Below are 17,973 nucleotides of genomic sequence, written 5' to 3' on the forward strand. Positions count from 1 at the left end.
GGAAAGGACGGCAGCATGGCTGATCCGATCACGGTCTCCACACCGCACGACATCGTCGAGGACGCAGAGCGGAGCAGGATCCTCATCCGCGACATCTCCGGGGACGCGCCGGTGCTGGTGGGCTTCCTGGAGTACCGCCTGGAGGGCGGGGTGCGGGTCATCCTCCACACGATCATCGACGAGGCGTACTCCCGGCAGGGCTGGGCGCGCACCCTCGTGACGGAGGCGCTCGCGCGGTTCGCCGAGGACGGCATCAGGATCCGCTCCATGTGCAGCTACGTGGACACGTTCATGGAGCGCTTCCCGCAGTACCGCCGCCTCCTGGCCTGAGCCGGCGGCGCGCGGAGCCGGGCGTCTCAGACCCCCACGTGCACCTCGCCCACGGGCACGGCGCAGCAGCTGAGAGCGCTGCCGGGGGCGGGTTCCGCCGTGTGGTCGAGGACGTGCTCGATGACGCCGGGGCCGCCCACGCGGATCGCGCAGGTGCCGCACGACCCGGATCTGCAGGTGAAGGGGATGCGGGCGCCATCGGCCTCGAGCGCTTCGAGCAGGGTCCCGTCCTCCGGCTCCCAGCCCAGCCTGCGCCCGTCCGCTCTCACGAGGACGGCCGGCGGTCTTCCCGCGAGCCGCTCCCCGGTGTCGCTCACCGGTGAGGCGAAGGACTCGCTCACGACCGCCGCGGCGGGCAGTCCCGCAGCCCGGGCGGCCGCCCGGGCCGCGGCGACGAAACTCTCCCCGCCGCACAGCACCGCCGCCGAGGCCCCTGCGAGGAAGGCGGTGAGCTCGGTCCCGGTCGGTCGGCCCCGGACGGCGGTGTCCCACAGGTCCACCGGCGCGTCGGTGAGGCGGGTGAGCGATTCGACGGAGGCCCGGGAGAGACCTCGGTCGATGTGCAGGCAGCGGACCTGAGCCCCGGCGGCCAGCTCCGGCAGCAGGGAGAGCGCCGTGGTGAGGCCGATTCCCGCCGTCAGCACTGCGATCCGCGGGGAGCCGCAGGCCTCGGTCACGGTCTCCGTGCCCGCCGTGCGGTCCGTGCGCGCTGCGGCGAGCACCGACTCCGGGGTGGCGGAGCCGAAGGGGCCGGACACCAGCAGCGAGTCTCCCTGCCGCAGTGCCGCGAGTGCGGCGGAGACCTCTCCGCGCTCCTCGACGAGGAGCGAGAACTCGCTGCCGCGGACCAGACACGCGGTATAGGTCCGCCAGAGGGGGCCGTGGGCGCCGGCGAGATGGACGCGCACGTGCATGCCGGGACGCCAGTGTGCGGCGAACCAGCCATAGGGGTCGTGCAGTCGCAGGTGGTGCCGGCCGGGTTCGAGGGTCGCGGAGTCCTGCACCCGGAGGAGGCGGGGGCCGGTGCCCGCCGGCAGCGGACGGGGCGAGGCCCCGTCCAGGAGCTCGATGCCGTCCCCCGCCGCGATCCTGCCGGGGGAGAGGACCGTGCCGTAGACGCCCATGTGGATGTGCCCCACCGCGGTGGACAGCAGCCGCGGGACATTGAGGTCCGAGCGTGCCGTGCGGGGATCCACCTTGGTGGCCGCGCAGCGTTCGATCGTGGAGCGGATGAAGACGACCGCCCCGCCGATCCGCACGGTGCGGCCCACGAGGCCGAACTCCGCGAACGGTGCGAGTCCTTCGAGGAGGAGGTTGCCGCGGAAGCGCAGGGGGTCGATGTCCGTGCCGGTCGCCTCGGCCAGCGTGCGGACGGAGGCGAGGCTGATGAGGCTGAGATGCCCCTCCCGGTCGTCGAACATGCCCTGCGGCGCGGCCGCGGTGGAGGCGGTGGTGAAGGCGAGGTCCTGCGGCGAGGTCCCGGGCAGCAGTGCGGCCAGCTCGGCGGCGGGGGCGGCCTCGGGACGGAGCGTGAATGTGGTGGGCGAAGCAGGCGCGGATGTGTCCGCCGCGGGCGGCGTGAGCCGGATGTGCCCGCCGGGCAGGGTCTCCACCGTCCACGCGGCGAGGTCGGAGCGCTTCTTGAGCGCGAGGAAGGCCGACCAGCTCCGCCATTCGCCGGAGGCCACCGGTGTGGTGCCGTCGGCCAGCGCCAGCACCCGATCGCCTGCGATCCCCGCACCGGGAGCCACCCGGGCGGAGCTCAGGGTTTCGGCGGGGAAGCCCTTGACGGGGAAGCGGTGGAGGGAGCGGACCTCGGCGATCATTCCACCGATGCTACCCGCACCTCCCTCGCCTCCCCGTCAGTCGAAGCAGTGCTCAGTCCGAGCAGTGCTCAGTCGAAGCGGCGGAAGCTCTTCTTCGACTCCGTGCGGCCGGAGTCGCGGCGCGGACCGCGGTCCCCCCTGTAGCCGCCGCGCCCCTCGCGGCCGTCGCCGCGCTTGCGGAACGGGCGGCCGGGGCGGCCGTTGTCCGGGCGCAGGTCGATCCGCTTGCCCTGGATCTTCGTGTTCTGCAGGCGGGAGAGCACGTTCTCCGGCAGGGACTCCGGGAGGTCCACGAGCGAGTGGCCGGCGCGGATGTCGATCGCGCCGATCTGCGCGGAGGTGAGTCCGCCCTCGTTCGCGATCGCACCCACGATGCCGCCGGGCTGCACGCGGTCGTTGCGGCCCACCGCGATGCGGTAGGTGCGCATGCCCGGCCGGCTGCCCTTCCGGTCGCCGCGCTCATTGCGGTTCGCACGGGCCTTGGGCTCCGGCAGCGGCTCCGCCGTGAGGCTCTCGCCGTCGAGCAGGAGGACCGCGAGCGCAGCCGCTACCTCCTCCGCGGGGACCTCGTGGGTGCGGACGAAGTCCGCGATGACGGGACGGACCTCGTCGAGGTCCTTCTCCGCGAGCGCCGTGGAGATGCGGGTGGTGAAGCGCTCCACCCGGCTGGAGGTGAGCTGCTCCACGGTCGGCAGGGTGAGCGGCTCGACCTTCTGCCGGGTCGCCTTCTCGATCTGACGCAGCATGTGCGACTCGCGCGGGGTGACGAAGAGGATCGCCTCACCGGAGCGTCCGGCGCGGCCCGTGCGGCCGATCCGGTGCACGTAGGACTCGGTGTCGTGCGGCACGTCGTAGTTGACGACCAGCTCGATCCGCTCCACGTCGAGACCGCGCGCGGCGACGTCCGTGGCGACGAGGATGTCGATCTGTCCGCCGCGCAGCTGCTCGACGGTGCGCTCGCGCGCCTGCTGCGGGATGTCGCCGTTGATGGCGGCGGCGCGCATGCCGCGGGCGCGCAGCTTGTCCGCGAGCTCCTCGGTGGCCTGCTTGGTGCGGACGAACATGATGATGCCGTCGTACTCCTCGACCTCGAGGATGCGGGTGAGGGCGTCGAGCTTGTGCGAGTGCATGACCGTGAGGAAGCGCTGGCGGATGTTCGCGCCCGTCGTGGTCTTCGCCGCGACCCGCACCTCCTCCGGGGAGTTGAGGTACTTGCCGGTGATCCGGTGGATCGAGGACGGCATGGTCGCGGAGAACAGTGCCACCTGGCGGGAGTCGCCGGCCTTCGCGAAGATCTCCTCGATGTCGTCGGCGAAGCCCATCTTCAGCATCTCGTCCGCCTCGTCGAGCACCAGATGGCGCAGGGAGCCGAGGTCCAGGGAACCGCGCTTGAGGTGGTCGATGACGCGGCCGGGCGTGCCCACCACCACCTGGGCCCCGCGGCGCAGGCCCGCGAGCTGGGGCCCGTAGGACTGGCCGCCGTAGATCGGCAGCACGGTGAAGTCCGGGAGATGGGCGGCATAGGAGGTGAAGGCCTCGGCGACCTGCAGGGCGAGCTCACGGGTGGGGGTGAGCACGAGGGCGTAGGGTCCCGCCTCGGGACGGCCCAGGTCCGCGATGCGGGAGAGGACCGGGAGCGCGAACGCGGCGGTCTTGCCGGTGCCGGTCTGCGCGAGGCCGATCACGTCGCGGCCGGAGAGCAGGAGGGGGATGGTCCGCTCCTGGATCGCCGAGGGGCTCTCGTAGCCCAGGCCGCTGACGGCCTTCGCGACGGCGGGGTGCAGATCCATGTCCGCGAAGGTGGGACCGGCGGCGGCCGCGGGCTCCGTCTCCAGGGCAGGGGTGAGTGAGGTCTCGGTCATGGGTGACTCGTTCTCGTTCCATGTTGTGACCGCGCGCATGATCGCAGGGGACTTGGATGGCGATCGGCCAGCTCGGCCGGGAGTGCTCACTTCGGGTGCACTGGAGAGGGCCGGTGACGTCCGGTGCGGCAGAGGGGGCGGGAGGACCGCCTGCACTGTGCGCAGCTGACGTCGGATGTGGCAGCGGGGTGCGGCTCACCAGTCTACACGGGATGCCCCGGGCACCGGTCCTCGGCGAGGGTACGGAACATCACACTGCCCCCGCCCGTCCCGGCAGGGGCGCGAGTGGGAGGTGGACTGCGGACTGGGTAGGCTGGTGGGGGTGCGGCGGCGGTTCGGCATGCCGCGCTCTCAGGCAACACCGATCCGAGCTGAGGAGCACTTCCGTGGCATCCACCCTTGATTCCGTCATCAACCTCGCCAAGCGGCGCGGCTTCGTCTTCCAGGCGGGTGAGATCTACGGCGGTTCGCGCTCCGCATGGGACTACGGTCCGCTGGGCGTGGAGCTCAAGGAGAACATCAAGAGCCTGTGGTGGCAGACGTTCGTGCGCGGCCGTGAGGACATGGTGGGCCTCGACTCCTCGATCATCCAGCCGCGCCCGGTGTGGGAGGCCTCCGGCCACGTGGAGACCTTCGTCGATCCGCTGGTCGAGTCCCTGCACACCCACAAGCGGTACCGCGCGGACCACCTCATCGAGGCCTACGTCGCCAAGCACGGGCACGAGCCGGCCAACGGGCTGGCGGACATCCGCGACCCGGAGACGGGTCAGGAAGGGAAGTGGACGGAGCCGCAGCAGTTCTCCGGCCTCGTGAAGACCTACCTGGGCGCCGTGGACAACGAGGAGGGCCTCCACTACCTCCGGCCGGAGACTGCGCAGGGCATCTTCATCAACTTCAACAACGTCGTGACCGCCGCCCGCCGCAAGCCGCCCTTCGGGATCGGCCAGATCGGCAAGTCGTTCCGCAACGAGATCACCCCCGGCAACTTCATCTTCCGCACCCGCGAGTTCGAGCAGATGGAGATCGAGTACTTCGTGCACCCGGATGAGGCCGGGAAGTACTTCGACGAGTGGGTCGAGGCGTGCTGGGACTGGTTCATCGACCTCGGGGTGAACCCGGACAACCTGCGGCGCTTCGACGTCCCGGCCGACGAGCGCGCGCACTACTCCGACGGCACCATCGACCTCGAGTACCGGTTCGGCTTCCAGGGTTCGGAGTGGGGCGAGCTCATGGGTGTGGCCAACCGCACGGACTACGACCTGAGCCGCCACACCGAGGCCTCGGGCGCCAAGCTCCAGTACTTCGACCAGGCCTCCGGCGACCGGTACACGCCCTACGTGATCGAGCCCAGCTTCGGCCTCACCCGCTCGATGATGGCCTTCCTCGTCGACGCCTACTCGGAGGACGAGGCGCCCAACGCCAAGGGCGGCGTCGACAAGCGCACGGTCCTGCGCCTCGACCCCCGGCTCTCGCCCGTCAAGGCCGCGGTCCTGCCGCTGTCGCGCAACGAAAAGCTCAGCCCCAAGGCGCGTGAGCTCGCCGCCACGCTGCGGCGGGAGTGGAACGTGGACTTCGACGACGCCGGCGCCATCGGCCGCCGCTACCGGCGCCAGGACGAGATCGGCACGCCGTTCTGCATCACCTACGACTTCGACTCGCTCGACGACGACGCGGTGACGATCCGCCGGCGCGACGACATGAGCCAGGAGCGCGTGGCGATCGCCGAGGTGCCGGCCTACATCCGCGAGGGCATCCTGGGCTGAGGAGGCCCGGCTCGGCAGCAGCCCGGCTCAGAGGCCCGCAGCGAGGGCCGCGAGCCCTGCCACGGCGACGGCGACCACGGCGAGAGCGCGCAGCAGCACGGCGCGCTCTCGCCGTGCGGCGTCTCCGGGGGCCTCCTGTGCAGATGCCGCGTCCTGTGCGGACGCCGCCAGAGCCGCGGCCATCGCCACCCGGGAGGGGGCGGCGAGGGTGCTGATCGAGGCGGCGGCATTGCCTGCGGCGACGAGGACGAGCACGCTCGCGTCCGCGGATTCCGCGAGGACGGCGGTGGTCGAGGCGAACATCGCGTTCGCCCCCGTGTTGGAGCCCGTCAGCACGCCGCCTACGGCGGAGAGCACCGGTGCCGCCCCCGGCCCCAGCCCCGCCAGCGCCGTGCCGATCGCGGCGCTCATCCCGCTCACCGTCATGACCCAGCCCATGAGCATGAAGAGCCCGGTGGCCGTGCCGACGGGCAGCCAGGCGCGCAGGCCGCGGCGGAGGGCCTGTGCCGGCGGGTCTGTGACGGCCGGCGCCGCCTGCGCCCGGTGCATGAGGACGAAGGCCGTTCCGGCACCGATCGCCAGCCACAGCGGCGGCGCCGCCAGGCCGTGGGCGAGCCAGGCGGGCAGGGCCTCGGCGAGCCCTCTGGTGACCAGCTGCGCCAGCAGCAGGCCCGCTGTGAGGACGCCGTAGGGCAGCAGCGCCCGGCCCAGCGCGGCATCCGCGGCGGCCCGTGTGCCGCGGAGGCGGAAGAGCACCAGCAGGACGCAGATGACCGCGCCGGAGCCCAGGACTCCGGCCGGCGGCGTGCCGAGGACGATGTTGGCCGCCAGCACGCCCCCGCCCAGCACGACTGCGGCCAGAGCGGTCCAGCCGAGCGTCGCGAGCAGTGCGCGGCCGGAGTGCTGCCGCTCCGAGCGCTGCCTGCCGGCACCGCTGACGTGGGACAGCGCCGCCGTGACCGCTGCCACGACGACGAGCGGCACGACGTTCACCCCGGCCGTGGCGATGCCCAGCTCCGTGAGGTCGAGCCCCGTGAGGCTCGCGGCGACGGTGGTGCCGGGTGCGAGTGCGCCCCAGGGGACCATGACGAGGCCGCAGAGCCCCAGCACCGCCGCGCGGACGATGCCGTGGCCCATGTGCGCGAGCAGCGGCACCCCCACCGTCACGCCGATCCCGAACCCGGTGACCGACTCCGCGAACGGGACGATGCCGAGGACCACGAGCGCGGTGCCCGCGCCCAGGGAGGGCGAGGACGCCAGCAGCCAGTCGCCGATCCTCCGCATGGCGCCCGAGGCCTGGAGCAGCTGCGCGAGCACCATGCCGAACAGGAGGATGAGGAGCACTTCTGCGAGGACGGGCGCGTAGTCGAGGAAGGAGCTCCGGGCGGTCTCCGCCTCCGGCCGGAACCGCCAGAGGGCGAGCACTGCCGCCGCCGGCGTCGCCACCGAGGCGGCGAGGAGCGAGCCCCTGCCGGCGAGCAGCACCGCCGCGGTGAGGAGGACGGGCAGTGCGGCGAGCGCGGCGGTGAGGAGGTCGGGGGTCGTCACACCTCCCACTCTCGCACAGCACCGGTGGCCGGCGGAGACGGACGCGGACGGGCTCACACGACGAGCAGCAGGTGGACGGCGATGACCCCGGCGCTCAGCAGGCTCAGCCCCAGTGCGATGAGCAGCACGGCGCGTTCGTGGCCGGCCCCGCCTGCCGCGGCCCGCCGCGGTTCCGGCAGGGCGGACTCCGCGAGGGAGACCGCGAGGGCGGCGCGTGCGGGGGAGGCGCCGTTGGCCAGTCCGCACGCGGCGAGGGAGGCCGCCAGCAGCGTGAGCGGGGAGACGGCGGTGGCCTCGGCGACCTGGACGAAGGTGGTGGCGAACATGGACTGGGCGCCGGTGATGGAGCCGGCCAGCACGGTCCCGAGCGCGCCCAGCACGGGCACGGTCCACGGCCCCAGCACGGACAGCGCCTGCCCCAGGGCCGCACTCATGCCGAACTCCATGAGCACCCACCCCATCGACATGAAGGAGGCGGTCGCGACGCCGACCGGCACCCACTGGCGCACCCCGGCACGGATCGCCGCACCGGTGCCGGGCCCCCGCCGGTGGAGGAGCACAGCGGCCGTGAGGCAGCCGGCCGCCAGCCACAGCGGCGGTGAGGTGAGGGCGTGCGTGAGGGGGTGGGGGAGGACCGCGGCGAGCGCGGAGGCCGCGAGCAGCCCGGCCGTGACCACGCCGTAGGGCAGGAGGGAGAGCCGGAGCGCACGGTCGGCGCGGAGGCGGCTTCCCCGCAGGCGGAAGACCGCGAGCAGCGCGGCGAGGGCGACGAGGGAGCCGAGCACCCAGGACAGGGCCGGGCCCACGAGGGCGTTGAACAGTCCCGTGGCCCCCAGCATGACCCCGCCGCCCAGGAGGCCGTAGAGCAGTCCGGCGCCCCAGCTGCGGAGCACGGCGGCGGTGGCGACGACGGCGACGAGCACGGGGCCTGCGGCGAACACGGCGGCCGCCACGCCGAGCGCGGACAGCGGCATGTCCGTGAGGCCGCCGCCCACCCGGACGCCCACCGCGAGTCCGCCCCAGCACGCCGCGACCATGCCGAGGATCCCCAGCACGGCGGCGCGGCGCACGCCGTATCCCAGATGGACGAGGACGGGCACGCCGATGGTGAGGCCGATCCCGAAACCCGTGACCGATTCGACGAAGGGGACCACCCCGAACACCACGAGCACGGCGCCGGCCACCGGCCCCGGAGCAGTCTCCAGCACCCAGCCGCTGATGCGGTGCATGGCGCCCGAGGCCGTGAGGAGGCGGGCGAGGACCACCCCGGTGAGGAGGATCGCAGCGATCTCCGCGAGCAGCGGGAGGAAGCCGAGCAGCTCCGGGGCGAGCGCCGCAGGGACCGGGAACGCCGTGACGCCCACCACGAGCGCCGTGAGCAGTCCGGCGAGGGAGGAGGCGACCGCCGAGCGGCCGGCCAGCAGCATCCCGACGACGGCGAGGACGGGCAGCGCGGCGAGGAGGACGGAGACGATCACCACGACACTGTGCCATATGCGGCGGACCGTGCGGCGGTGCTCAGCCTCCTGCCGGGACGGTGACCTCCTTGAAGGAGCTGCGGTGGAAGACGAGGGGCGCGGCCTCCGGGGCGGTCCCGATGTCGAGGATCTCGAGCAGCACGATGTCGTGGTCGCCGGCGCGGACCTCGTCGTGGACGCGGGTGCGCATCGTCACGGGGCTGGAGCCCACGGTGAGGGAGAGGTCGGGGCGCACCTCCGTGGCGATGCCCTCGAAGCGGCGGTCGCGGTCCTTCGAGGACAGCTGCCGGACGACGTCCGCCTGATGGCTTCCCAGCAGGGACACGCCCAGGACGGGGGCGGCGCGGAGCTGCGGCCACGTCTCCGAGGAGTGCTGGACGGCCACGCTCACGAGCGGCGGGTCCAGGGAGACGCCCACGGTGAAGGTCGAGGCGACGAGGCCCCGGGGCGCCCCGTCCACCTCCGCGCTGATGAGCACCACGCCCTGGGGGAAGTGCGAGAAGGCGTCTCTGAGGGCCTGGGGCGCCAGGCCCGCGGCGGGAGCGGTCACTGTCATTGCGGTCACCTCATGGATCTGCGTGCGTCGGCGATGAACCCGCCGGCCGGTGGGCTCTGCGACGCCACGGTGCCAGAGGCCGGCCGCGCCGGGTGCGAGCGAGGACACACTCCGTCATGGACGCGTTGTCATATGACGCACCATGACGGAGTGCGTCAGCCGGCGGGACGGGGCCCGCGCGGGCGGTCGTAGATTCGCCCTCCATGACCTCCACACCCATTCCCACCCTGCCCTCCGACCACGATGCGCTCGCGGCGCTCTTCCGGCCGCTCTTCGCAAAGATCGCCGAGGGCGCGCTCACCCGCGAGCTCGAACGGCAGCTGCCGTTCGAGGAGATCCGGGAGCTCAACGCGGCCGGGTTCGGCACGCTCCTGGTGCCTGCGGAGCACGGCGGCCCGGGAACGGACATCGAGACCGTCACCCGCCTGCTGATCGAGCTCGCCGAGGCGGATTCCAACATCGCGCACCAGTACCGCTCGCATCTGGGATTCGTCGAGGCGCTGCGCTTCCAGCCCGCACGGATCCAGGAGGTCTGGTATCCGCGCGTGCTCGCCGGCGCCACGGTGGGCAACGCCTCGACGGAGAAGGGCGGCAACGCCCTCGGCCGGCTGAACACCGTCCTCACCCGCGCCGGGGACGGCTGGGTGCTGGACGGGCGGAAGTTCTACTCGACCGGCACCATCTTCGCGGAGTACACCCGCGTCTCCGCCTCACTCGAGGGCGAGGACGGCCGCCGGTTCGCCACCGTCGCCACGGATGCCCCGGGCGTGCGGGTGGACGACGACTGGGACGGGTTCGGCCAGAAGCTCACCGGCACCGGCACCACGGTGTTCGACGCGGTGCCGGTGGAGGACGCGGCAGTCATGGAGCGCGTGGTCGGCACACCCGAGGCCGTCCACGAGGCCGCGTTCTTCCAGCACGTGCTGCTCGCGGTGCTCGCCGGCATCGCCCGCGCCGCGCGCAGGGACGCCGCCGCCACGATCGCCGCTCGCGCCCGCACCTTCAACACGGGTTCGGGCCTGCCGTTCCGCGAGGACCCCCTCATCCAGGAGGCGACCGGCCGGATCGCGGCGAAGGCCTTCTCCGCGGAGGCGATCGTCCTGCAGACGGCGCGCGCCCTCGATGCGGGAATCGCCGCGACGGCGGCCGCGGGCGCGGACGCCTCCGACTGCGCGGGTGCGGTGCCGGAGGCGCTGCACTGGTCGGAGATCGCAGTGGAGCACGCACAGGTCACCGTGCCGGAGCTCGCCCTGGGCGCCGCCCAGGACCTCTTCCTCACGGTGGGGGCCTCGGCCACCTCGGCGGGCAAGGGACTCGACCGGCACTGGCGCAACGCCCAGACGGTCGCCACCCACAACCCCATCTCCTTCCGCGCCCGGGCGCTCGGCGACTACTGGATCAACGGCACGCTGCCGGAGGGCCTCAATGCGATCGGCGACGCCGTGAGGAGCACGAAGGACGGCGCCCGCTGATGGCCCGCCCGCAGACGATGCCGGCGGCTCCCGCGGAGGCTCCGGCCTCCGGGAAGCCCTGGGACGGCAAGAAGCGCGTGCTGGCCTCGGCCTTCGCCGGCACCACCATCGAGTGGTACGACTTCTACCTCTACGGCACGGCGGCCGCGCTCGTCTTCAACACGCGCTTCTTCCCCAGCGAGAGCGAGCTCGGCAGCACGCTGGCCTCCTTCGCCAGCCTCGCGGTCGGCTTCCTCGCCCGCCCGCTGGGCGGCATCGTCGCCGGCCACCTCGGCGACCGGATCGGCCGGAAGGCGCTGCTCGTCGCCTCACTGCTGGTGATGGGGATCGCCTCGACCCTCATCGGCCTCCTGCCGGACTTCTCCGCGATCGGCTGGTGGGCGGCGGCGGGCCTCGTGGTGCTGCGGATCGTCCAGGGCATCTCCGCCGGTGCGGAGTGGGGCGGCTCGGCGCTGCTGTCCGTGGAGCACGCACCGCCGCGCAGACGCGGGTTCTTCGGGTCCTTCACACAGATCGGCTCGGCCGCCGGCATGCTGCTGGCGACGACCGCGTTCTTCACGGTGCAGAACCTCTTCACGCCGGAGCAGTTCCAGCTCTTCGGCTGGCGCATCCCGTTCCTGGCCTCCGCCGTGCTGGTCGCGCTGGGGCTGTGGATCCGGCTGGGCGTGCACGACGCGCCGGAGTTCACGGAGCTCAAGGAGTCCGGCCGGGTGGCGCGGACCCCGCTGTGGGACGTCCTCACACAGCACCCGCGCGTGCTCCTCGTGACGATCGGCCTGCGGCTCGCGCAGAACAGCGTCTACTACCTCATCACGGTGTACATGCTCACCTATCTCACCGCCCAGCGGGGAGACTCCGAGGCGGGCGTGACCGCCGTGATGATCGCCTCGGCCGTGGGCCTGGTCTCCGGTCCGTTCTGGGGCTGGGTCTCGGACAGGGTGGGCCGCCGGGCCGTCACGGTGGGCGGCGTCCTCGGCATCGCCGTGTTCGGCTGGCTGTTCTTCGCCTTCCTCGACTCCGGGCCGCTGCTGCTCCTGCCCCTCGTCGTCATCCTCGGCATGAACCTCGCGCATGACGCGGTCTACGGTCCGCAGGCGGCGTGGTTCGCGGAGCAGTTCCCCGTCGAGGTCCGCTACTCCGGCGTGAACATGGGCTACCAGCTCGGCACCGTCATCGGCGGGGGCATCATGCCCATGGTCGCCGCGCTGCTGTTCGTCGCCGGGGGAGAGACGCCGTGGCTGATCTGCGGCTATCTCACGCTGCTCTGCGTGCTCTCCCTGCTGGCCGCCCTCGCCGCCCACGACCCCGCCCGCTCACTCGTCACCGCAGACAGGAACCGCTCATGACCCGCACCCGCCCGCTCCTCCTCAACGCCTTCGACATGATGGTCCCGGTGCACCAGTCGCCGGGCCTGTGGCGCCACCCGGAGTCCGGCGCCGCCGACTTCACCCGGCTGTCCTACTGGACGGACCTCGCCCGGACGCTGGAGTCCGGCGGCTTCACCTCCCTGTTCCTCGCGGACATCCCCGGCGTCTACGACGTGTACGGCGGGAACGCGGACGCCACCGCTCGCGGCGGGGTCCAGTTCCCGCTGCTCGATCCCCTCGTCGCCGTCCCCGCGATGGCGGCCGTCACCCGGACGCTGGGCTTCGGCGTGACGGCCTCCGTCACCTACGAGCAGCCGTACCTGCTCGCGCGGACCCTCACCACCCTCGACCACTTCACGGAGGGCCGGATCGCCTGGAACATCGTCACGAGCTACCAGGACTCCGCGGCGCGCAACCTGGGCATGGCCGGGCAGATCCCGCACGACGAGCGCTACGACCGGGCCGATGAGTACATGGAGGTGATGTACAAGCTGTTCGAGGGCTCGATCTCCCCGGACGCGGTGCGGGCGGACGCGGCGGCCAACGTCTTCGCGGACCCGGAGGGGATCCGGGGGATCGAGCACTCCGGCACGTACTTCTCCGTGCCGGGCCAGGCGCTCGCCGCGCCGGGGCCGCAGGGCACCCCGCTGCTCTTCCAGGCCGGGGCCTCGGCCCGCGGCCAGCGGTTCGCGCTCGACCACGCGGAGGCCGTGTTCCTCTCCGGCGGCACGCCGGAGCTCGTGGGCGGCTGGGTGGAGGCGATCCGCTCCGGCCTGGCCGACCGCGGCCGCTCCCGCGACGCCGTGAAGGTCTTCTCCCTGGCGACCGTGGTCGTGGACGAGACGGACGCGGCAGCGCAGGCCCGGCTGGAGGAGTACCGCAGGTACGTCGACACCGAGTCCGCGCTCGCGCTGTTCGGAGGCTGGACCGGCGTCGACCTCTCCGGCGCGGAGCCGGACCGGCCGCTGGAGTACGTCGCCACGGACGCCAACCAGTCCGCGCTCGCCTCCTTCACCACGCTCGCCGGTGACAGGCGGTGGACGGTGCGGGACCTCGCGGAGTTCGTCGCCATCGGCGGGCGCGGGCCGGTGATCGCGGGCTCCCCGGAGACGGTGGTCGACGAGCTGGAGCGGTGGGCCGCCGAGGCCGGGGTGGACGGCTTCAACATCTCCGCAGCGGTGCGCCCGGCGGATCTCGAACGCTTCACCCGGTTCGTCTCGCCGGAGATGCGGCGCCGGGGCCTGCTGCCGGAGCCGGCGCCCGGGACCACGCTGCGCGAGCAGCTCACGGGAGGAGGGGCGCACCTGGCCGAGGACCACCTCGGTGCCCGGTTCCGCCGGTAGGGGTGTCACAGGCAGGGACTGCCTGCTATTGTGAGTGCGTTCTGTTCCCTCATGGAAGGCTTCGTCGTGAAGTCACGTCTCGCCACTGCCTGACAGGCGTTCGAGACCCCTCGGCCTCGGACGCGTCGCACTCTCACGCGGAACGAGACCCCCATGGAACACATTCATGCGCCCTCGCGCGCACTCTCTGCACACGCACCGGCGATCGTCGTCTCCCATCTGAGCTTCTCCTGGCCGGACGACTCCGGTTCCCGCAACCGCATCATCGACGATCAGACGCTCACCGTGCCCGCCGGCGTCGTGGGCCTCGTCGGTGCGAACGGCGCCGGCAAGTCCACCTTCGTCCGGCTCCTCGACGGCTCCCTCCGGCCCGAGGCGGGCACCGCGGATCCCGGAGGGCCGGTCTGGGTGCTGCCGCAGAACCTCCCGGAGCAGGAGCGCACCGTCGCCCAGGTCCTCGGCATCGAGGAGAAGCTCCGTGCCCTGCGCCGGATCCTCTCCGGCGACGCCGCGGAGGCGGAGACGGGCGCCCTGCTCGAGACCATCGGGGAGGACTGGGACCTCGAGGAGCGCGCGCGTGCCGCGCTCGCGGCGGTGGGGCTCGATCTGCCGGATGTGCTCGACCGCCGGCTGAACTCGCTCTCCGGCGGCCAGGCGATGCGCGCAGGCCTCGCCGGCGCCTCCCTGGCCGGCGCGGTCTGGACCGTGCTCGACGAACCCACGAACAACCTCGACGACGCCGGCCGCGCCTCGCTGTTCGCGGCCGTGCGGGAGCTGCGCGGCGGCGTGCTGCTCATCTCCCACGACCGCGAGCTGCTGGAGCAGGTGGAGGCGATCGTGGAGCTGCGGCAGGGACGGCTGCAGCTGTACGGCGGCCCGTTCAGCGCCTACGAGGAGGCGGTCGAGGCGGAGCAGGCGGCGGTCCGTGCGGACGTCGCCCAGGCCAGGAGCGCACAGGCCCTGGAGAAGCGGCAGCGGATCGAGGCGGAGGTGAAGCTCTCCCGGCGGGAGCGCTACGGGAGGAAGATGGAGGCGAACAAGCGCGAACCCAAGATCGTCATGGGCCTGCGGAAGCGGGAGGCACAGGTGTCCGCGGGGAAGCTGCGCGGCATGGTCGCGGACAGGGAGGCGAAGGCGGCCTCTGCGCTGGAGGCCGCTGAGTCCCGTCTGCGGGAGACCGTGGACATCCGGCTCGCGCTGCCGGAGACGGAGGTGCCGCCCCGGCGCGAGGTGCTGGTCCTCGACACCGCAGACGGCGCGTACTCCCTGGTGGGGCCGGAGCGCGTGCGCCTGGGCGGTGCCAACGGATCGGGGAAGTCCACGCTGCTGGCAGCCGTGCGGGAGGCGGCGGAGGACAGGACGGCGGGTGCGGCTGCGGAGGCGCTCGCGCGGCGCGCACCCCGGGCTGACGGCGGGGCGTGGGGGATCCGCGTGCCCGTACCCGTGGGCCTGCTCGGTCAGAACCCCCGTCTGCAGCCGGAGCACACCGCCGCCTGGGCGGTGCGGGAAGCCGCACCGGAGGCCACCGCGCACGAGGTCAGGGCCATGCTCGCGAGTCTGGAGCTGCGGGCGGCGGCCGGGGAGAGGAGGTGCGCCGACCTCTCCGGCGGGGAACGCCTCCGGGTGGCGCTCGCGGGTCTGCTGCTGGCGCGGCCGGCGCCGCAGCTGCTCCTCCTCGACGAGCCGACCAACAGCCTCGATCTGGACTCCGTGCGCGTCCTCGTGTCCGCCCTGGCGGATTTCCGCGGCGCGCTGCTCGTGGTCTCCCACGATCCGGCCTTTGTGGAGGACCTGGGGGTCACGACCGGCTGGGACATGGACGCGATGCGCAACGGGACGGAGGACCTCGGCGCGGACGGGGAGGCGGCGCATTTGACGCAGCGGCGATAATGGTCCGGTGACTGCTGTGACTTCCGCCCCGCCCGCCTCCCCACCCGCCGCTGCGCGTCCCTCCGCCGCCCCCGCGCTGCGGATCGGGAACATCGAGCTGAGTTCGCCCGTCGTGCTCGCGCCCATGGCCGGCATCACCAACACGGCGTTCCGCCGGCTGTGCCGTGAGTACGGCGGCGGTCTCTACGTCACGGAGATGGTGACCACGCGGGCACTCGTGGAGCGCAATGAGAAGACCATGCGGATCATCCACCACGAGCCCTACGAGACGCCGCGCTCGGTCCAACTGTACGGCGTCGACCCGGTCACGACGGGCAAGGCCGTCCGCCTCCTCGTCGAGGAGGACCGGGCCGACCACATCGACCTGAACTTCGGCTGCCCCGTGCCCAAGGTGACCCGCAAGGGCGGGGGATCGGCGCTGCCGTGGAAGACGGACCTCTTCACCGCCATCGTGGAGACCGCCGTGCGCGAGGCCGACCGTGGCGGCGTCCCGCTCACCGTGAAGATGCGCAAGGGCATCGACGACGACCACCTCACGTTCGTCGACGCCGCCCGCACCGCGGTGCGCGCCGGGGTCTCCGCCATGACCCTCCACGGCCGCACCTGCGCGCAGCTCTACTCCGGCACGGCGGACTGGGAGTCGATCGCCCGCATGAAGGAGGTCGTGCACTCCCTGGTGGGCGACGAGATCCCCGTGCTGGGCAACGGCGACATCTTCGCCGCCGAGGACGCGCTGACCATGATGGAGCGGACCGGGTGCGACGGGGTGGTGATCGGCCGCGGCTGCCAGGGGCGTCCCTGGCTGTTCGGGGATCTGGAGAACGCGCTCGCAGGCAATCCGCTGCGCAATCAGCCGGACCTCGGCGGCGTGGCGGACGCCGTGCGCAGGCACGCCGTCTACCTCACCGAGCACTACGAGGACGAGTTCATGGGCGTCCGCGACCTGCGCAAGCACATCGCCTGGTACTTCAAGGGGTATCCGGTGGGCGGCGACCTACGCAGCCGGCTGGCGAAGGTCTCCTCACTCGAGGAGCTCGACGCGCTGCTGGGCGAGCTCGACCGCGGCCAGCCGTATCCCGGCGAGGCCGCGGAGGGCGCCCGCGGGCGCACCACCCGCCCCCGGCGCCCGCACCTCCCGGAGGGCTGGCTGGACTCGCGCACCATGGACGACTCCTGGTACGCGGAGCTGGCCGAGGCCGAACTCGACGTCTCGGGCGGCTGACGTGACGACCGGCTACCTCCCCGCTCCCGTCTACGAGTACTCGGCCGAGGACCAGGACCGCTGGGTGGTCGAAGCGCCCAAGAACCCGCGCCGCACCGCCTTCCAGCGCGACCGGGCGCGTGTCGTCCACTCCTCCGGGCTCCGGCGCCTGGGTGCGAAGACGCAGGTCGTCTCGCCCGGCAGCGACGACTTCGTCCGCACCCGGCTCACCCACTCGCTCGAGGTGGCGCAGGTGGGCCGCGAACTCGCCCGGTACCTCGGCTGCGATCCCGAGATCGTCGACACCGCCTGCCTCAGCCACGACCTCGGACACCCGCCCTTCGGCCATCACGGGGAGACGGTGCTGGACGAGCTCGCGAGCGGGATCGGCGGCTTCGAGGGGAACGCGCAGACGCTGCGTCTCCTCACCCGCCTCGAACCCAAGGTCTTCACGGAGGCGGGCGGTCCCGCCGGCCTCAACCTCACCCGGGCGAGCCTCGACGCCTGCACGAAGTACCCGTGGCCGCGCGCCGAGGCGCCGGCCGGCCGGGAGGGCGCGCCCGTGCGGAAGTTCGGCGTCTACGTAGACGACGCCTCCGTCTTCGCCTTCTACCGCCAGGGGCGCCCCGCGGGGCAGCGGTGCATCGAGGCGCAGCTCATGGACCTCGCAGACGACATCTCCTACTCGGTCCACGACGTGGAGGACGCCGTGGTCGCCGGGCACCTCCGGCTCGACGGCTTCACCGACGACGGAGCGCTGGCCCGGCTCGTGGAGATCACGCGCGCCTGGTACCTCCCGGACGCCGCCGAGGACACGGTCGCCGCGGCGCTGGGCCGCCTGCAGAAGGCCTCCTACTGGCCCCGTGAGAGCTACACCGGCACGCGCCGGGACCAGGCCTCGCTCAAGCACATGACGAGCCAGCTCATCGGCAGGTTCACCGCGGCCGCGGAGGCGGCGACCCGCGAGGAGTTCGGCTGGGGGCCGCTGGGCAGGTACGCCGGCAGCCTCGTCGTCCCCGACGCCTCGGCGGAGGAGATCGCCGTGCTCAAGGGCATGGCGACGCTCACCGTCATGGTCGCCGACGACCGGCTGCGCCTGCAGGAGATCCAGGGGGACGTGCTGCGCACCCTCACGGAGTTCTTCAGCGAGCGCCCCGCGGCGATGGATCCCATGTTCGCCGCGGACCACGCGGAGGCCGAGGACGATGCGGGCAGGCTCCGCGCCGTCATCGACCAGGTCGCCTCCCTCACCGACCACTCCGCCTGGACGCACTTCCACCGGATCCGCGCAGCGGACGCGGACCTGCTGTGAACCGACTGCCGTGAACAGAGGAGGC

General features: G+C 72.7%; 13 protein-coding genes. 8 read left to right on the plus strand and 5 right to left on the minus strand.

Annotation, left to right across the window (positions count from 1 at the left end; translation table 11 throughout):
- Positions 1-15 precede the first annotated feature (15 nt).
- Positions 16-330, plus strand: coding sequence for a GNAT family N-acetyltransferase (locus tag ABD240_RS03450; protein WP_291795287.1), 315 nt, complete (start codon positions 16-18; stop codon positions 328-330).
- Positions 331-356: 26 nt separating this feature from the next.
- Here the strand turns inward: ABD240_RS03450 and ABD240_RS03455 are convergent, their stop codons facing one another.
- Both ABD240_RS03455 and ABD240_RS03460 read right to left on the minus strand, forming a co-directional pair.
- Positions 357-2,156 carry an MOSC domain-containing protein gene (locus tag ABD240_RS03455; protein WP_291795285.1) on the minus strand — a complete coding sequence of 600 codons (1,800 nt, stop codon included), beginning with the start codon at positions 2,154-2,156 and terminating at the stop codon, positions 357-359.
- Positions 2,157-2,224: 68 nt separating this feature from the next.
- The gene (locus tag ABD240_RS03460; protein WP_291795309.1) at positions 2,225-3,946 is read right to left on the minus strand and encodes a DEAD/DEAH box helicase; all 1,722 of its coding nucleotides are present in this window, start codon (positions 3,944-3,946) and stop codon (positions 2,225-2,227) included.
- 458 nt (positions 3,947-4,404) lie between these two features.
- Between ABD240_RS03460 and ABD240_RS03465 the strand changes: the two genes are divergently transcribed.
- Positions 4,405-5,781 (plus strand): glycine--tRNA ligase, encoded by a 1,377-nt coding sequence (locus ABD240_RS03465; protein ID WP_291794083.1) that lies wholly within the window; start codon positions 4,405-4,407, stop codon positions 5,779-5,781.
- A 27-nt stretch (positions 5,782-5,808) separates the two neighbouring features.
- Here the strand turns inward: ABD240_RS03465 and ABD240_RS03470 are convergent, their stop codons facing one another.
- The 3 genes from ABD240_RS03470 to ABD240_RS03480 are packed head-to-tail and all read right to left on the minus strand — an operon-like array spanning position 5,809 to position 9,363.
- Positions 5,809-7,329: an L-lactate permease gene (locus tag ABD240_RS03470; protein WP_344335179.1), complete on the minus strand. Its 1,521-nt coding sequence runs from the start codon at positions 7,327-7,329 to the stop codon at positions 5,809-5,811.
- 53 nt (positions 7,330-7,382) lie between these two features.
- A complete protein-coding gene (locus tag ABD240_RS03475) occupies positions 7,383-8,807 on the minus strand; it encodes an L-lactate permease (RefSeq protein WP_344335182.1) in 1,425 nt (474 codons plus the stop codon).
- Positions 8,808-8,847: 40 nt separating this feature from the next.
- Positions 8,848-9,363 carry a flavin reductase family protein gene (locus ABD240_RS03480; RefSeq protein WP_291794074.1) on the minus strand — a complete coding sequence of 172 codons (516 nt, stop codon included), beginning with the start codon at positions 9,361-9,363 and terminating at the stop codon, positions 8,848-8,850.
- 203 nt (positions 9,364-9,566) lie between these two features.
- Between ABD240_RS03480 and ABD240_RS03485 the strand changes: the two genes are divergently transcribed.
- From ABD240_RS03485 to ABD240_RS03510, 6 genes are all read left to right on the plus strand, one after another.
- The gene (locus ABD240_RS03485; protein WP_344335186.1) at positions 9,567-10,835 is read left to right on the plus strand and encodes an acyl-CoA dehydrogenase family protein; all 1,269 of its coding nucleotides are present in this window, start codon (positions 9,567-9,569) and stop codon (positions 10,833-10,835) included.
- The gene (locus ABD240_RS03490) at positions 10,835-12,181 is read left to right on the plus strand and encodes an MFS transporter (protein WP_425546983.1); all 1,347 of its coding nucleotides are present in this window, start codon (positions 10,835-10,837) and stop codon (positions 12,179-12,181) included. Before ABD240_RS03485 ends, ABD240_RS03490 begins: the two co-directional genes overlap by 1 nt.
- Positions 12,178-13,545, plus strand: a complete 1,368-nt coding sequence (locus ABD240_RS03495) for an LLM class flavin-dependent oxidoreductase (protein ID WP_344335188.1) — start codon at positions 12,178-12,180, stop codon at positions 13,543-13,545. Before ABD240_RS03490 ends, ABD240_RS03495 begins: the two co-directional genes overlap by 4 nt.
- Positions 13,546-13,698: 153 nt before the next feature.
- The gene (locus ABD240_RS03500; RefSeq protein WP_291794065.1) at positions 13,699-15,435 is read left to right on the plus strand and encodes an ATP-binding cassette domain-containing protein; all 1,737 of its coding nucleotides are present in this window, start codon (positions 13,699-13,701) and stop codon (positions 15,433-15,435) included.
- A gap of 16 nt (positions 15,436-15,451) precedes the next feature.
- A complete protein-coding gene (gene dusB, locus ABD240_RS03505; protein ID WP_344335609.1) occupies positions 15,452-16,657 on the plus strand; it encodes a tRNA dihydrouridine synthase DusB in 1,206 nt (401 codons plus the stop codon).
- 1 nt (position 16,658) lies between these two features.
- Positions 16,659-17,948: a deoxyguanosinetriphosphate triphosphohydrolase gene (locus ABD240_RS03510; protein ID WP_291797729.1), complete on the plus strand. Its 1,290-nt coding sequence runs from the start codon at positions 16,659-16,661 to the stop codon at positions 17,946-17,948.
- Positions 17,949-17,973 lie beyond the last annotated feature (25 nt).

It is taken from the genome of Brevibacterium salitolerans, assembly GCF_039531405.1.
Classification (GTDB): Bacteria; Actinomycetota; Actinomycetes; order Actinomycetales; family Brevibacteriaceae; genus Brevibacterium; species Brevibacterium salitolerans.

Coding starts and splice junctions, on each gene's coding strand:
- ABD240_RS03490 (WP_425546983.1), top strand. CDS start 10,835: ATGGCCCGCCCGCAGACGATGCCGGCGGCTCCCGCGGAGGCTCCGGCC.
- ABD240_RS03455 (WP_291795285.1), bottom strand. CDS start 2,156: ATGATCGCCGAGGTCCGCTCCCTCCACCGCTTCCCCGTCAAGGGCTTC.
- ABD240_RS03480 (WP_291794074.1), bottom strand. CDS start 9,363: ATGACAGTGACCGCTCCCGCCGCGGGCCTGGCGCCCCAGGCCCTCAGA.
- ABD240_RS03500 (WP_291794065.1), top strand. CDS start 13,699: ATGGAACACATTCATGCGCCCTCGCGCGCACTCTCTGCACACGCACCG.
- ABD240_RS03450 (WP_291795287.1), top strand. CDS start 16: ATGGCTGATCCGATCACGGTCTCCACACCGCACGACATCGTCGAGGAC.
- ABD240_RS03495 (WP_344335188.1), top strand. CDS start 12,178: ATGACCCGCACCCGCCCGCTCCTCCTCAACGCCTTCGACATGATGGTC.
- ABD240_RS03460 (WP_291795309.1), bottom strand. CDS start 3,946: ATGGATCTGCACCCCGCCGTCGCGAAGGCCGTCAGCGGCCTGGGCTAC.
- ABD240_RS03485 (WP_344335186.1), top strand. CDS start 9,567: ATGACCTCCACACCCATTCCCACCCTGCCCTCCGACCACGATGCGCTC.